Origin of the sequence: Enterobacter sp. PL1, from assembly GCF_945957325.1 — a bacterium.
In the GTDB taxonomy this organism is placed as follows: domain Bacteria; phylum Pseudomonadota; class Gammaproteobacteria; order Enterobacterales; family Enterobacteriaceae; genus Enterobacter; species Enterobacter roggenkampii.
Genome location: NZ_CAMFKT010000015.1, coordinates 99,306 through 113,970 on the forward strand (window position 1 = coordinate 99,306; position 14,665 = coordinate 113,970).

The window sequence follows — 14,665 nt, forward strand, 5'->3', positions numbered from 1 at the left end:
ACTCGTAGGGTATTGTTGTTATGCACTTTGATGGTGTCGGGTACGGTATTTGTCGATCAGCACCGCAATGATGATCACCGCCCCTTTGATCACCAGCTGCCAGAAGTAGGAGACGCCCATCAGCGTCATGCCGTTGTTGAGGGTGGCGATGATCAAGGCACCGACCAGCGTGCCGGTGATCGTGCCGATCCCGCCAACGAAGCTGGTGCCGCCGAGGATCACCGCCGCAATCGCATCCAGCTCGTAGCCCGTGCCGAGGTTACCGTTAGCGCTGTAGAGGCGTGAGGCGCTCATGACGCCGCCGAGGCCGGAGAGCAGGCCGCTCATGCCGTAGACAAACAGCAGCACCAGCCAGACCTTAATGCCCGTTAAGCGCGCCGCCTGCATGTTGCCGCCCACGGCGTAGATGTGAACGCCGAGCGTGGTGCGGCGCAGGATGAACCAGCACACCACAATGACCGCCAGGGCGATCGCCACCAGCCAGGGGATCGGGCCGAGGTAGTTATTGCCGATCCACTCGAAGTTGATGTTGGAGTTAATGACCGTCGTGCCGTCGGCCAGCAGATAGGCCGCGCCGCGCAGCGCCGTATAGGTGCCGAGCGTGACGATGAAGGGGGGCAGCCCGGCAAAGGCCACCAGCGCGCCGTTGAACAGGCCCAGCACCATGCCGAGCATCAGCGCGGCCGGAATGGACAGCCCGGCGAATTCGGGAATGAGCGACACCACCATCGCCGCCACCGCCGTGGTGCCGAGAATCGACCCCACCGAGAGGTCAATCCCGCCGGTGAGGATAATAAAGGTCATTCCCGCCGCCAGCACGATGTTGATCGACGCCTGACGGGTGATGTTGAGCAGGTTGCTCTCAGTGAAGAAGTTGGGCGCAATAAAGCCAAAAACCGCCACAATCAGGATCAGAATCGGCAAAATACCGACCGTTTGCATCAGATCGCTCATCAGCATTTTTTTGGCGGAGGCGGATTTCGCCACCTGCTGCGGTTGGGTTGGAGTTGTCATGATTGCACCGCCTGATGATGAGTGTCGTTCACGCCGGTTGCCAGCGTCATAATGTTTTCCTGAGAGATGTCACGCCCGTGAAGCTCGCCCGCGATGCTGCCTTCCCGCATCACGTAAACCCGGTCGCTCATCCCCACCACTTCCGGCAGCTCGCTGGAGATCATCAGGATCGCCACGCCTTTGCGCGCCATCTGGTTCATGATGCGGTAGATCTCGCTTTTTGCGCCGACGTCCACGCCGCGCGTGGGTTCATCCAGAATCAGAATGCGCGGGCCGATGGCGACCCAGCGGGAGATGAGCAGTTTTTGCTGGTTGCCGCCGGAAAGACCGCCTGCGCGCACCTGCGAATGGGGCACGCGGATATTGAGCAGGGCAATGGCGTCATCGGAAATGGACTGGGCTTTTTTGCGGTTCAGCCAGCCGAAGGTGGCGTCGCGCTCCAGCGTCGCCATAGTGATGTTCTCCTGCGCCGCCAGCTCCAGAAACAGCCCCTGCTCCTTGCGGTTCTCGGTGAGAAAACCGATGCCGTTTTCGATGGCCGCGCGCGGGGAGTGGATCACCACCGGCTCGCCGTCGACCTCAATCATCCCGCCCGTGGCTTTACGTACGCCGAAGATAAGCTGTGCCAGCTCGGAACGTCCGGCCCCGACCAGTCCCGCCAGCCCGACGATTTCGCCGGAACGCACCTGCAGGCTGCACGGCTGTACTTTTTTACCGTCGGTGAGGTGGTGGACGTTGAGACGCGGGCTGCCGAGGGGAATATCACGCTCCTTGTTGAACAGGTCGCTTAGCGGGCGGCCCACCATCATCTTTACCAGTTCCGACGCGTTCAGCTTGTCGCGCGTCAGGCTCCCGACGTACTGCCCGTCGCGCAGAACGCTGACGCGGTCAGAGAGTTCATAGACCTCCGCCATGCGGTGGCTGATATAGATGATCGCCATCCCTTCATCGCGCAGGCGCAAAATCAGTTCAAACAGGCGATGGGTTTCGCGGGAGGAGAGGGCGGCGGTGGGTTCATCCATCACCAGAATGCGGCTGTTGCGGTGCAGCGCGCGAGCAATTTCCACCTGCTGCTGTTCGGCGATGGTGAGCTTCATCACCAGATCGGTGGCGCTAAACTGCGCGCCGAGGCGGTCAATCACCGCCTGCGCCTGGGCGGCCATCTCCTTGCGCTGGACCAGCCCGCCGCGCGACAGCTCGCTGCCGAGGAAGATATTTTCGGCTACGGTCAGATTGGGCGCGAGCTGCATCTCCTGGTAAATCAGCGTGATGCCTGCGGCCAGCGCATCCTTCGGCCCTTTAATGTGAAACGGCTGGCCGTCGATCAGGATCTCGCCGCCGGTGGCGGTATAGGCGCCCGCAAGGATTTTCATCAGCGTGCTTTTGCCTGCGCCGTTTTCACCCATCAGCGCGTGGATCTCACCGGCAAAGACTGTCAAATCCACACCCTTGAGCGCGTGGAAACTGCCAAACGTTTTGGCAATGCTGCGCATCTCTAATACCGGGGTTCTGCTCATGGCGGATCTCCTGTGAATGCCGATTTCTGCACTTCATCACAGGTGCGTAAATGCAAAATGTCAGAAGCTGTTCATATTTGTCATAGTTATGAATAGCTAATCGCCATCACATTTTCCTTTTCCCTCTCCCTGTGGGAGAGGGCCAGGGTGAGGGCACCAAACCGCACAGGAGCCCAACCCCATGCCATCACGCCCCCCGTTCTTCGCCAGCGCCCGAGGCCGCCTGCTGATTTTCAATCTGCTGGTGGTCGCCGTGACGCTGATGGTGAGCGGCGTGGCGGTGCTCGGCTTCCGCCACGCCAGCCAAATCCAGGAGCAGGTCCAGCAGCAAACGCTGGACGACATGACCGGCAGCATGAACCTGGCCCGCGACACCGCCAGCGTGGCAACGGCGGCGGTGCGGCTCTCGCAGGTGGTCGGGGCGCTCGAGTACAAAGGTGAAGCCGAGCGCCTGAAGCAGACGCAAATGGCCCTGCGCCACTCGCTGGAGCAGCTTGCGGAGGCGCCGCTGGCGCAGCAGGAGCCAGCCCTGGTGGCGCGTATTATTCAACGAAGCAATGAGCTACAGCAGAGCGTGACGGAGATGCTGGAGCGCGGACAGCGACGCCATCTGGAGCGTAACGCGCTGCTGAGCTCGCTGTACCAAAGCCAGAGCTACCTGCGCCATCTGCAGGATATCAACCGCCGCTATCACAGTAACGTACCGGATGCGCAGCAGCTGATGGAGATGGACCGGCTGATCGCCGCCGCCATCGATACCCCTTCGCCGCGTGCGACCGTTCAGCAACTGGACGCGGTGGCCGCAACGCTGCCCCGGAGTGCCGCACAGCCGGTTGTGAAGGCGGTTCTGCCTGATTTTAATGCCGAGCTAGGTCAGCTCGCCCCGCTGTCGAAGCAGCTGGAGGAGAGCGATCTGACGATAAGCTGGTACATGTTCCACATCAAGGCGCTGGTGGCGATCCTCAACAGCGATATTAATCAGTACGTTGAGCAGGTGGCGCAGGCCTCCCGGCTTCGCACGGCCCAGAGCCATCACGAACTGCAATCCATCAGCGTGTTTATCACCATTTTCGCCGTGCTGGCGCTGATCATCACCGGGTGTGCCTGCTGGTATATCTACCGCCATCTGGCCTCCAATCTGACGGCCATTTCCCGGGCGATGTCACGCCTTGCGCACGGCGAACAGGATGTTTCCGTTCCCGCGCTGCAGCGGCGTGATGAGCTGGGTGAACTGGCGCGCGCGTTCAACGTTTTTGCCCGCAACACCGCCTCGCTTGAGCACACCACGCGTCTGCTGAAAGAAAAAACCACGCAGATGGAGATCGACCGCATTGAGCGTCAGGGGCTGGAAGAGGCGCTCCTGCACAGCCAGAAAATGAAGGCCGTCGGACAGCTGACGGGCGGGCTGGCGCATGATTTTAATAACCTGCTGGCGGTGATCATCGGCAGCCTTGAGCTGACCGACCCCGAATCAAACGACGCGCCGCGCATTACCCGGGCGCTGAAGGCGGCCGAGCGTGGCGCCTTGCTGACCCAGCGCCTGCTGGCGTTTTCCCGCAAGCAATCCCTGACCCCGCATGCGGTAGAGATGCAGCCGCTGCTGGAGAACCTCCGGGAACTGCTGCGTCACTCCCTCCCTGCCACCCTGACCCTGGAGATCGAAGCGCAATCCCCGGCATGGCCCGCCTGGATAGACGTTAGCCAGCTGGAAAACGCCATCATTAATCTGGTGATGAACGCGCGCGATGCAATGGAAGGGCAAAGCGGGGTGATAAAAATCCGCACCTGGAATCAGCGCGTCACCCGCAGCGACGGGCGCAGGCAGGATATGGTGGCGCTGGAGGTCATTGACCGCGGCTGCGGGATGTCTCAGGAGGTGAAATCCCGCGTCTTTGAGCCGTTCTTCACCACCAAACAGACCGGGAGCGGGAGCGGGTTAGGCCTGTCGATGGTGTACGGCTTTGTCCGCCAGTCCGGCGGCCGCGTGGAGATCGAGAGCGCGCCGGGGCAGGGGACGACCGTCCGGCTTCACCTTCCGCGATCGACGCTACCCGTAGTTCCTGAAGATGAAACGCTCTCTGCCACCGCCTCCGTCGATAGCGAGCGGCTGGTACTGGTGCTGGAAGATGAAGCTGATGTCCGTCAGACCCTGTGCGAGCAGCTGCACCAGCTTGGCTACCTGACGCTCGAAGCGGAAAACGGCGAGCAGGCGCTGAACATGCTGGCGGCGTCGCCGGATATTGGCATGTTTATCAGCGACCTGATGTTGCCGGGAAGCCTGAGCGGAGCCGAGGTGATTAGCCATGTGCGCAGCCACTATCCGCAGCTTCCGGTGCTGCTGATCAGCGGACAGGATTTACGGCCCACGCATAATCCTCAGCTGCCGGACGTTCAGCTACTGCGCAAGCCGTTTACGCGGGTGCAGCTGGCGCAGGCGCTGCGGAGAGTGATGGTAATTTGAGATTTGCCCTTTATTTTCAGAATTTGACACGTGTTTCAACCGTTTACAGCGCCGTTTCTCCATGCAACCATTCTGATTTAACCATGCTAATAATAAGGCTTTGTTATGGATAACTGGCTGGCGCTTTTTGACGGACAGACCCGTTACTTTCTGGATATTTTTGACAGTCCAGTGAAGCCGGATGTTTTGCGCTTTCGCGGTAGGGAAGCCCTGAGTGAGCCGTTCAGATGGGACATTGAGTTCACCACGCCGCAGGCGAACATCCCCCCGGAACAGGTGCTGATGAAATATGCCACCTTCCGGATGCGAAGCGGTAAAAGTGTTCACGGCAGGGTGACCCGCCTGGAATGGCTCTCCACCTCAAAAGACCAGTCTCACTACCGGCTTACGCTCAGTTCCCGCCTGGCGCTGCTGGGATACACCCGGCAGTGCGCCGTGTTTCAGAACCAGTCCGTTCCTGAGGTGGTGGAGCAGGTGCTGCGCAGACACGGGCTGGAGGGACCTGATTTTGAATTCAGGCTGGCGCGCACCTACCCGCCGCGTGAAATTATCACCCAGTGGCGGGAAACGGACCTGGAGTTTATCCGGCGCATTCTGTCCGAGGTGGGCATTTACTGGCGTACGGAGATGGACGACGTGCGCGGTCTGGATACGTACATATTTGCCGACAGCCAGCTTAACTACCGGTTTGACGTGCGCCTGCCTTACAGCGAGCCATCGGGCCTGTTTGACGGCGCGGCAGAATCGGTCTGGGATGTGCGGACCTGGCACAGGGTTGCCACCGGCACCGTCGCCACGCGGGATTACAACTACCGGACTGCCTCCACGCCGATGGATGCGACGGTCAGCGTGCGTAACGATGCGGTCACCACCGGGGAGTATTACCGCTACGCAGCGCCTTACCGTGACGCAGGTGACGACACCAGCCCGGAGCCGGAAACCGAATCCGGCGCCTTTTATGCCCGCATCCATCATGAGCGGGAACTGAACAAATCAGCCCGCATCCACCTGTTCAGCAATGCTGCCCATCTCACGCCCGGGCAGGTGCTGGAGCCGCAGGGCGACGTCATTACGGCCCTGAAAGAGGGGGTTGTCCTCACGCTCGTGACCTTCCGGGGAGCCCGTGATTCCCGCCTGCACGTGTCGGTGTGGGGCATGCCCTACACCGAGCGTTACTGCTTCCGCCCGGCGGACATCCCGCGTCCGGAAATCCACGGCACGCTTCCGGCCCGTATTGAGAGCCGGGAAAAGAACGATATTTACGCTCACCTTGACGAACAGGGGCGCTACCGGGTGAAGCTCGACTTCGACCGGGAAGGGACAGAACCCGGGTACGGCTACCTGTGGCTGCGGATGGCAAAGCCTTATGCCGGAGACACGCTGGGGTGGCACACACCGCTCACCGACGGGACCGAAGTGGCGATAGCGTACAGCAACGGTGATATTGACCTGCCGTATATCGCATATGCCCTGCACGATTCTGAACATCCGGACCCTGTCTCCCGCGACAACCACACGCGCAACGTGCTGCGCACCCCGGCGAACAACAAGCTGCGGATGGAAGACAGGCGTGGTGAGGAGCATATCAAGCTCGCCACGGAGTACGGCAAAACGCAGCTCAACAGCGGGCACTTGGTGGACAGCCAGGGGCAGCGTCGCGGCACAGGCTCAGAGCTGCGCACCGATGAGTGGGGCACGATACGTGCCGGTAAAGGACTGTTTGTCAGCGCGGATGCGCAGGCGAAAGCGCAGGGTGACGCACTTGATATGAGCGCCGCCCTGCAGGAAATCGACCGGCTTAACCAGCAGCTGCAGCAACTGGAAATCGCGGCAGAACAGGCGCAGGCCCTGAAGGCGGACGTTGACAGCCAGATACAGATGTTTGAGCAGCGACTGAAACCGCTGAACGAGGCGCTGCTGATGTCGGCCCCGGAAGGGATGGCGCTGACCAGCGGGGAACATCTGCAGATGGCGGCCACGAAAAACGTCGCCCTTAACGCCGGAGGGGATATCAGCACCGGCGTCATGGGCAGCATGACCGCCCTGGCGGGAGAAAAGCTCGGCCTGTTCGCGCGAACCGGCCAGCTGAGCCTGAAGGCCAGCGAAGGGCCGGTGGAGGTCCAGGCGCAGAACGCCAGCCTGCGGTTGTTTGCAGAGAAAAAGCTGACGATGAGCTCGGCGAGTGATATCACGTTTGCCGGTAAAAAACGCATCACGCTGATAGGTGGTGGCAGTTACCTGCGGCTGGAGGCGGGGAAGATCGAGTACGGCACGACGGCGATGTATCTGCGCAAAGTGAAGCGGACGATGGCGGCGGCTCCGGCCACCATGCCATTACCTATTCCACTTCTTCCCGGTCAGTATCCATCGCTTGAAGGAAAGATTTGCATCGAGTGCCTCCTCAACGCCATCAAAGGCAATGACGCAATTGTACAGGGAGTGTAGTAAATGGATGCCACAAGGATGATCCAAACGTTACCGGAATCGAATAACGCAAGTATGTTTCTGTTACTGGAGGGCGGGGCGCAAACAACGGATGCTTTTCAGACATTTTATAACGAACATGCTTCAGCTATGCATTCGCTGTATCTTCATCCGCAGCTTGTCGAAGCCAGAAACTATGGCCCATGGTTGTTTGCGATAAGGGATAAAGAAGCGTTAGAAACTCGTATCAAGTCCACACCGGGGTTGGTTGCTGTTATTGCTTCTTCACGCTCAGGTGGGGCTTTAGCCGTTCAGCTTTCTGCTGCCTGCACAATTATATCTCCTGACGGAAAAGCGGCTGTAGTGCGTTTTTATATGCACAATGTCATAAGCCTCCTGGCTGGATGCCACGATCAAGAATGGCATCGTTTTTTATTTAATGGGATTTCTCAATGGTGGTCACCCAAAAAGAATGAATGGCAACCTGTAAACATTCCCTCTTCCCTGGTGACCGATGCCAGAAACTGCGCCATTCAATTGAATGAAAAAGAATGGCAATACCTCATGGATAAACCTGAGGTAACCGCAGTATTAGCATCATGGCAAAAAATGCCGTCCAGCCAGCATTTCCCACCTTGTGTTCAACGGGACATGGTTGAAAAAGCTCTTAACAAAGCCAGCGCAGCGAAAATGAAAGCAGGTACCGAACAAAAACTGTATGCCCTTTATTACCTTAATGGCGGTAAACAAATGCTGGAGTCAGTCGATATACAACCTGCATTAGATAAAGTTACCCAGGGAAAGGTATCGTTAGAATATGTCTTAACCAACTATGTTCACTCTCAGGGATGAAAATAAACAATGGGATTTTTTAAATCGTTCGACAAAGTAGACGGTGCGGTGAACCGGGGTTATGCCCGCTGGGTAAAATGGCTCTGGGGTGTGTTGTTATTGCCGGTGGTGATTTACCTTGGCTGGGCGGTGTGGGCTGCTATCTGGGGGCCGCCGTCAGGGCCAGTGACGCTGATTATTCACAGCGAACTCGACAGGCCCATTTTAGAGTTTAGCGTGAATGGCATGGCAGGGGGGAATGCGTTCGCGCGTGATAAAAGCAATCCGTACGGGACCGGTCCTGGTAAATCAACTTGCTGCGGAAGCATCAGCGGGGATAAGGCAGAAATTATCTGGACGCTCAGTACCACAAGAGCCCAATACAATGCAGGGCTTCGTAAAGAGACTCGCAAGCTAACAACTCTTTTGCCAAAACGTGAGTGGGGCGAAAACTATCTCCATACCTATTTCCTGCCGGGTGACAAAGTCTATTTATGGTGGAGCACTGGATTTAATCATCCGGACTCTCACGATATTAATGACCAAACTACAGAATTAAAAAAAGGAAAATAACATATGGATATCGAAAGTCTCATCGCCGCGGCAAACCGGGCCCAGCAGGCGGAAGATGCTGATTTAGGTAACTGTTCACGGATATGGCATGCGGGCTTCTTTTTTGATGGGATTCATCGCAATATAGAAAAGGATACACCAGAACATCGCCTCAGCAATATTGCTCGCTTGTATAGAGCATTCCCAAGCATACAGCAAAACACTCCTCGAGAAAGTTATGATGCATTTTATATTTCAGGATTAGGGACCCCTTTTAGGGAAACTATCGCCGAAAAACTTCATACCATCATGGACAGCGGTCTGGGCAGCATAACGGATGATATAACAGGCCAGCCCGGTGAAATGGCCAAAGAAGCGGGTATGGATTTTATAAAAGGCGACAACTGGTACGAGGTTTTAAAAAATCAGGGAAAGAAACTTCTTAACCCGACGGAATGGAAAAACCTGGCCTTTGATACGGCTAAAAATGCTGTTAAAAAAGTTAGTATCGAATCAACGCCCTGGCTGCGTGATAATCCTACGGTAGCCGATATGCTGGTAACAGGCGTCGATACCCGTATCACCTCCACAAAGCTAACGTTTCAAGAAGGCTACAAAGAAGCTATTAAAAAAAGCCCGGTTCCCATCAGGCTCATCTCTGTTTCACTGTTCGGTTTTGATCTCGGCGCTACCCTGGCACGTAAATTCCTGGACAGTCTGCTGAAAGATATCTGTAAGAAACAGGGCGATAAATACACTTACCAGGGCATACCGGTCGATATTGTCTTTACCGGGTTGTTTGACTGCTCGCGGCGTACATCTGCCAGTAACAACAACGGCGTGGATTACTTTATCTCTGCGTTCGGCGGTCCGGTAAAAGGGATCAGCGTATTACTGGGGGATAAATCTATCGACCAGGATACCTCACTGCCAGAAGCGGTAAAGAAAAGCCTGCATCTGGTTGCCGCCCATGAAACCCGCGTCTGGCGCTGCTTGTACCGCACCGGCAGTAATCCAGCGCATAAGGAAGAACTCTATCCCGGGTGCGCGGAGGATATCGGCGGGGGTCTGAAACCGGACGAACAGAAACCGAGTGCGGAACTCTGCCGGGTGGCGCTGCACAGAATGTACCGTGAGGCGACCATGGCGGGCGTGCCTTTCCCTTATTTTCAGATGCTTGATAAAACAGATACGGATGTAGCTGCTTATTTCATCGTCCAGGACAACGTCAAAAATCAGTCCGTTCTTCAGTGGGCAAAGGCGTACCAGAGCGCATTGCCGCTTACGTCAGTAAACACGGCAAACCAGAACCGTCATCTGGACAGCTATATCGACTGGCTGGGCCGTCAATACTATCAGTACCGCACGGAATGCATGAAATATGAAAAGCAGCGCGGCGATACGCTGGCCTCTGCTGGGGCATCTGCGGGGTTTGCTGGCATTACGCAGGAGGCGAAAAACAGAGCCGGAGAGTACGCCAGTGAACTCAGCGTGTTACAACAGCACTGGGGATGGCTCGACGACGTGAAGGATGCAGCAATCAAAATGCGAAACAGTATGGAACAAAACCCGGCGGACAGGCGCAGAGAAATTGTACCTGAGGTGTATGACTCAGCGTTGCGGCGCGCGAAGCGGTTTCTCGACTATTTCCACGCGGCAAATCTCGGTAAACCCCAGCCGTTCCCGATCGACACTGCCCCACCCGAGATGTACGCATGGTTTGTACACGACCTGCAAACGGTGGACAAAGGCGCAGGTATCTCGCAGGACTTTTTTGTTATCCGCTCGATGGAAATGCCTGAAGCCTGACTTATGGGGGCGACAGAATTTGAGATTCCTCCGCTACCCCCACACCCTGCTGTTCATTACCTTAAGGCCAGTTCACCTGCGAGTCTGGCATTATGAAACGTTACTCTACCGCTCTGTTATTTGGTCTGCTGTCACTCACCAGCCAGCTGGCGCATGCCGATGTGATTGATGACGCCATTGGCAACATTCAGCAGGCGATCAACGACGCCTATAACCCCAGCAGCAGCCGCAGCAACGATGATGACGATCGTTATGACGATAACCGTCGCATGGATAGCCGTCAGTATGACGATCGCCGTCGGCAGCTTGAAGACAGACGCCGCCGTTTAGACGAGCGTCAGCGCCAGCTGGATGACGACAGACGCCGTCTGGAAGAGGATGAGCGCAGGTTAGAAGACGATTACGATCGAGGCTAAAGCCTGGTGGCGCTTCGCTGACGCAGGCCTGCAAAACCCTGGCGCGTAGGCCGGGTAAGGCGCAGCCGCCACCCGGCAAAACTCAGTCGAGAACCAGCACCATCCCGTCATACCCCGCTTCAATGCCGGACGGCAGCGGGTTATCCATCATCCACACGTCAAACTGATGGCTAATGTGCGTCAGGATCACCTGCGGGCAGCCAATCACTTCGTTTAACGCCATCACGGTATTTAAGTCGCAATGGTTTCGCGGCGTCTCGTCGCGCGGTTCGTGGCTGCAGTCGATAATCATCGCCTGCGGCTGATTGTTGAGCAGGAACTTCACCGTTTTTTCCGGCAGCCCGGCGGTGTCGGACAGCCAGGCCACGCGGCTGTGGGCTGACTCCAGCAAATACCCGAAGGTCAGTTTCGAATGGTTGAGCGGCAGGGGCGTAACCCGCATACCCTGAAGCTCAAACATCACAAAGGGGTCGACCGTGTGGCTGAAATCCAGAATCCCCGGATGTTTAAACAGGTCGTCGCATCCTGCTTCGTCCGGCGGACCGTAAACCGGAATCGTCGCGCCCACGCCCCAGCGCAGGGGGAAGAGTCCCTGAACGTGATCCATATGGTAATGGGTCAGCAAAAACTGCTGAAAGCTGCCTGCAGCCCAGTCGTCCATCAGGTGTGGAATACCGGCATCCAGCAGGGTCACCGCATCGTTGAATTTGACCACCGCGCTACAGGGGCGACGGCGATAGGTCTCCTGCAGGCGCGCCCGGCGGCACGCCGCGCAGTCGCAGCCAAAGACCGGCACGAGTTGCGCGCTTCCGGTTCCTGTTAACGTGATTGTCAGACTCATAACGCACCTCTACAGCGGTTTGGTGAATCGGAAATGGCTCTGCGTATATCCTTCACGGACGTAAAAACGGTGGGCGTCGGTGCGCTTCACACTGGTGGAGAGTTCGGTCAGCTCCGCACCGGCCTCTCGTGCCACCCCTTCCGCCCAGGCCAGCAGCTGGCTGCCCACCTTTAACCCGCGCGCCTGCGGCATCACCACCAGCTCCTGGATCTCGCCGATCCAGCGTGCGTGGTGGAGGTGAAACTGCATGTGCAGGCCGATCATGCCGATGACCTGCCCGTCCAGTTCGGCAAGCTGGTAGCGCATGTTGTGATCCTGCAGATTGGCAAGATAGCCCGCGTGAAACGCCTGGTGATCAAATTCGGCCTGCTTTAATTCGCAGATTAACGCATAGACGATTTGCGCATCGTCGGCGGTGGCGGGGCGAAGCGTGCAGTCAGGCATGCTGTTTCTCCTTCTGACGGATAAGCGATAAAAAGGTCTCGACTGACTGTAGCAAACTTCCGTCGTTATTAAGGATATGGCAGTCGGACGGGGTGTAGCGCGCCGCACGCGCAAGCCGCTGATCGATCTCACGGGCGGATTCACGACCCCGGCTCTGCAACCGGCTGCGCAGGACGTCCGGTGAAACCTGCAGGCAGACCGGCAGCAGGGCCGCCCCATAGCGGGCGCGCGCTTGCGAAAGATGCGCCCGTGAACCGTTGACCAGCACGTCGAACCCCGCATGCAGCCACAGATCGGTCTCGATGCCGATCCCATAGTAATAGCCGTTGGCGTGCCAGCTCAGCGCCAGCAGATTTTGCCCGGCACGGGTAAAAAACTCCTGCTCGCTCAGGGCGATATGGTTTTCACTCCCCGCATTTGCCGCGCGGGTAATGTACCGGTGCGCCACCAGCAGCTGCGGATGCTCCTGCTGCCGTAAGGCGGACAGCAGGCTGTCCTTACCGGAGCCGGACGGCCCCATTAACCAGATAAGTCTTCCCATCAGAACACCCTCTTTCCCTGACGCCAGACGTGGTCGATATGGACGTGTTCGCCCCTGCGGTGGGCCAGCACCAGATCCGCCCGCTTGCCTTCGGCTATCTCGCCGCGATCCTGCAAGTTAAGCGCCGAGGCCGGGTTTTTCGTCACCAGGCGAATCGCCTGCGGCAGCGTAAAGCGGTTGCCCTCGTCGTCGGCCACCCGGAACGCCGCGTCGAGCAGGCTGGCGGGGTAGTAGTCGGACGAGAGAATATCCAGCAGGCCGAGGGACGCGAGCTTGCTTGCCGCAACGTTGCCGGAGTGCGAGCCGCCGCGCACGATGTTCGGTGCGCCCATCAGCACGTTCATGCCGTGCTTGCGGGAGGCTTCAGCCGCCTCGAACGTGGTGGGGAATTCGGCGATCACGCTGCCAAGATGGTGGGATTCAAGGACATGATCGTGCGTGGCATCGTCATGGCTGGCCAGCGCGATATTGCGGTCCCGGCACATCGCCGCAATTCGGACACGGTTAGGCTGCGACCACCGTGCCGCAAGCGCCAGCTGCTCTTCTTCGTAACGGGCCATCTCCGCGTCGCTGAGAGAATATTTGCCCTGATAGTATTCGCGATACTTTTCAATGTTGGCGAACTGACGCTGCCCCGGCGAGTGGTCCATCAGGGAGACCAGCGACACCGGCTCGCGGCCGACCAGCTTTTCAAACAGCGGCAGGGTGGTGTGGTGCGGCAGCTCGCAGCGCAGGTGCAGGCGGTGCTCGGCGCGGTTGAGGCCGCGCTTTTGCGTCTCCTCGACGGCATTGATCATCTTCTCCAGGTTCTCCAGACGGTCGCCGCCGTCGCGCACGTCGCCAATAGCCACCGCGTCCAGTACGGTGGTGATGCCGCTGGCGACCATCAGCGCGTCGTGGCTGCTCATCGCTGAATGCGCGGGCCAGTCCACCTTCGGGCGGGGGGTGAAGAACTTGTCCAGATTATCGGTATGCAGTTCGATCAGCCCCGGCAGCAGCCAGCCGCCGTCGCCGTCCATCGCCTCGGGCGAGCGGCTCTGGGTTTCAGCAAATGCACGGATTGTTCCGTCCTGGATCTCAATCGAGCCGTCAACCACCTCATTGTCCAGTACCAGCTTGACGTTATTGATAATCATGCGGGAGTCCCCATTGGGTGCAGCCTGTCCGCGACGCGGGTGCGAACGTTCTCGTCGTGGAAGATCCCGACGATCGCCGCCCCGCGCGCTTTGGCCTGTTCGATCAGCTCAACCACTGCCGCGCTGTTTTTAACGTCGAGCGAGGCGGTAGGTTCATCCAGAAGTAAAATCGGATAGTCGACGATAAAGCCGCGGGCGATATTGACGCGCTGCTGCTCGCCGCCGGAAAAGGTCGACGGGGCAAGGTGCCACAGGCGCTCGGGCACGTTCAGACGCGTCAGCAGGCTGGCGGCTTTGGCGGCACAGGTTTCGCGCGGTACGCCAAGATCCAGCAGGGGCTGCATCACCACGTCCAGGGCGGAGATCCGCGGGATCACCCGCAGAAACTGGCTCACCCAGCCGATCGTCGAGCGGCGCACCTCCAGCACCTTACGCGCCGGGGCCTGCACCAGGTCGATCCATTCATCGCCGTGGCGAATATGAATATGGCCTTCGTCGGGCAGATAGTTGGCGTACAGGGAGCGCAGCAGGGTCGATTTTCCGCTGCCGGAGTGGCCGTGCAGCACCACGCATTCGCCGCGATTAACCTCCAGCGAGGCATTTTGCAGCACCGGCAGGCGCACGCCGTTTTGCTGGTGGAGCACAAAGGTCTTACTTACGTTTTGTACGTGGATCATGT

Annotated in this window: 13 protein-coding genes; 6 read left to right on the forward strand and 7 right to left on the reverse strand. The window is 58.2% G+C overall.

All coding sequences use genetic code 11. The annotated features are described in order from the left end of the window. Positions 1-18 precede the first annotated feature (18 nt). Together N6P30_RS15060 and N6P30_RS15065 are read right to left on the reverse strand one after the other, a co-directional pair. On the reverse strand, positions 19-1,014 hold the full coding sequence (locus N6P30_RS15060) for an ABC transporter permease subunit (RefSeq protein ID WP_023293503.1): 996 nt from the start codon (positions 1,012-1,014) through the stop codon (positions 19-21). After that, the gene (locus N6P30_RS15065) at positions 1,011-2,531 is read right to left on the reverse strand and encodes a sugar ABC transporter ATP-binding protein (RefSeq protein WP_021242933.1); all 1,521 of its coding nucleotides are present in this window, start codon (positions 2,529-2,531) and stop codon (positions 1,011-1,013) included. Before N6P30_RS15065 ends, N6P30_RS15060 begins: the two co-directional genes overlap by 4 nt. Before the next feature lie 181 nt (positions 2,532-2,712). Here N6P30_RS15065 and N6P30_RS15070 point away from each other — a divergent pair, with 181 nt between their 5' ends. The 6 genes from N6P30_RS15070 to yjdP all read left to right on the forward strand — a co-directional run bounded on the left by N6P30_RS15070 (position 2,713) and on the right by yjdP (position 11,024). Next, a complete protein-coding gene (locus N6P30_RS15070) occupies positions 2,713-4,992 on the forward strand; it encodes an ATP-binding protein (RefSeq protein ID WP_023293502.1) in 2,280 nt (759 codons plus the stop codon). A gap of 105 nt (positions 4,993-5,097) precedes the next feature. After that, positions 5,098-7,437, forward strand: coding sequence for a type VI secretion system Vgr family protein (locus N6P30_RS15075; protein ID WP_023293501.1), 2,340 nt, complete (start codon positions 5,098-5,100; stop codon positions 7,435-7,437). Between the two features lie 3 nt (positions 7,438-7,440). Beyond that, on the forward strand, positions 7,441-8,268 hold the full coding sequence (locus tag N6P30_RS15080; protein ID WP_021242930.1) for a DUF4123 domain-containing protein: 828 nt from the start codon (positions 7,441-7,443) through the stop codon (positions 8,266-8,268). A 9-nt stretch (positions 8,269-8,277) separates the two neighbouring features. Beyond that, positions 8,278-8,820 (forward strand): hypothetical protein, encoded by a 543-nt coding sequence (locus tag N6P30_RS15085; protein ID WP_260629959.1) that lies wholly within the window; start codon positions 8,278-8,280, stop codon positions 8,818-8,820. Positions 8,821-8,823: 3 nt separating this feature from the next. Further along, positions 8,824-10,608 carry a DUF2235 domain-containing protein gene (locus tag N6P30_RS15090; protein WP_023293499.1) on the forward strand — a complete coding sequence of 595 codons (1,785 nt, stop codon included), beginning with the start codon at positions 8,824-8,826 and terminating at the stop codon, positions 10,606-10,608. A gap of 92 nt (positions 10,609-10,700) precedes the next feature. Then, positions 10,701-11,024, forward strand: coding sequence for a DDRRRQL repeat protein YjdP (yjdP, locus tag N6P30_RS15095; protein WP_008500050.1), 324 nt, complete (start codon positions 10,701-10,703; stop codon positions 11,022-11,024). 82 nt (positions 11,025-11,106) lie between these two features. Here the strand turns inward: yjdP and phnP are convergent, their stop codons facing one another. The 5 genes from phnP to phnL are packed head-to-tail and all read right to left on the reverse strand — an operon-like array spanning position 11,107 to position 14,663. Next, a complete protein-coding gene (phnP, locus tag N6P30_RS15100) occupies positions 11,107-11,865 on the reverse strand; it encodes a phosphonate metabolism protein PhnP (protein WP_023293498.1) in 759 nt (252 codons plus the stop codon). A 9-nt stretch (positions 11,866-11,874) separates the two neighbouring features. Further along, positions 11,875-12,309, reverse strand: a complete 435-nt coding sequence (gene phnO, locus N6P30_RS15105) for an aminoalkylphosphonate N-acetyltransferase (RefSeq protein WP_021242924.1) — start codon at positions 12,307-12,309, stop codon at positions 11,875-11,877. Next, entirely contained in the window at positions 12,302-12,853 is a 552-nt protein-coding gene (gene phnN, locus N6P30_RS15110; protein WP_031275336.1) for a ribose 1,5-bisphosphokinase, read from the reverse strand. The genes phnO and phnN overlap by 8 nt, the downstream gene beginning before the upstream one ends. Continuing rightward, positions 12,850-13,986 carry an alpha-D-ribose 1-methylphosphonate 5-triphosphate diphosphatase gene (gene phnM / locus N6P30_RS15115; RefSeq protein ID WP_023293497.1) on the reverse strand — a complete coding sequence of 379 codons (1,137 nt, stop codon included), beginning with the start codon at positions 13,984-13,986 and terminating at the stop codon, positions 12,850-12,852. Before phnM ends, phnN begins: the two co-directional genes overlap by 4 nt. Further along, complete coding sequence (gene phnL, locus N6P30_RS15120; RefSeq protein WP_023293496.1) at positions 13,983-14,663, reverse strand: phosphonate C-P lyase system protein PhnL; 681 nt, start codon at positions 14,661-14,663, stop codon at positions 13,983-13,985. The genes phnM and phnL overlap by 4 nt, the downstream gene beginning before the upstream one ends. Positions 14,664-14,665: the final 2 nt, after the last annotated feature.

Bases quoted from the DNA above. Each gene is read 5' to 3' on its own strand.
- N6P30_RS15075 (WP_023293501.1), top strand. From the start codon at position 5,098: ATGGATAACTGGCTGGCGCTTTTTGACGGACAGACCCGTTACTTTCTG.
- N6P30_RS15085 (WP_260629959.1), top strand. From the start codon at position 8,278: ATGGGATTTTTTAAATCGTTCGACAAAGTAGACGGTGCGGTGAACCGG.
- phnL (WP_023293496.1), bottom strand. From the start codon at position 14,663: ATGATCCACGTACAAAACGTAAGTAAGACCTTTGTGCTCCACCAGCAA.
- phnP (WP_023293498.1), bottom strand. From the start codon at position 11,865: ATGAGTCTGACAATCACGTTAACAGGAACCGGAAGCGCGCAACTCGTG.
- yjdP (WP_008500050.1), top strand. From the start codon at position 10,701: ATGAAACGTTACTCTACCGCTCTGTTATTTGGTCTGCTGTCACTCACC.
- N6P30_RS15090 (WP_023293499.1), top strand. From the start codon at position 8,824: ATGGATATCGAAAGTCTCATCGCCGCGGCAAACCGGGCCCAGCAGGCG.
- N6P30_RS15070 (WP_023293502.1), top strand. From the start codon at position 2,713: ATGCCATCACGCCCCCCGTTCTTCGCCAGCGCCCGAGGCCGCCTGCTG.
- phnM (WP_023293497.1), bottom strand. From the start codon at position 13,986: ATGATTATCAATAACGTCAAGCTGGTACTGGACAATGAGGTGGTTGAC.
- phnO (WP_021242924.1), bottom strand. From the start codon at position 12,309: ATGCCTGACTGCACGCTTCGCCCCGCCACCGCCGACGATGCGCAAATC.
- N6P30_RS15060 (WP_023293503.1), bottom strand. From the start codon at position 1,014: ATGACAACTCCAACCCAACCGCAGCAGGTGGCGAAATCCGCCTCCGCC.
- N6P30_RS15065 (WP_021242933.1), bottom strand. From the start codon at position 2,531: ATGAGCAGAACCCCGGTATTAGAGATGCGCAGCATTGCCAAAACGTTT.
- N6P30_RS15080 (WP_021242930.1), top strand. From the start codon at position 7,441: ATGGATGCCACAAGGATGATCCAAACGTTACCGGAATCGAATAACGCA.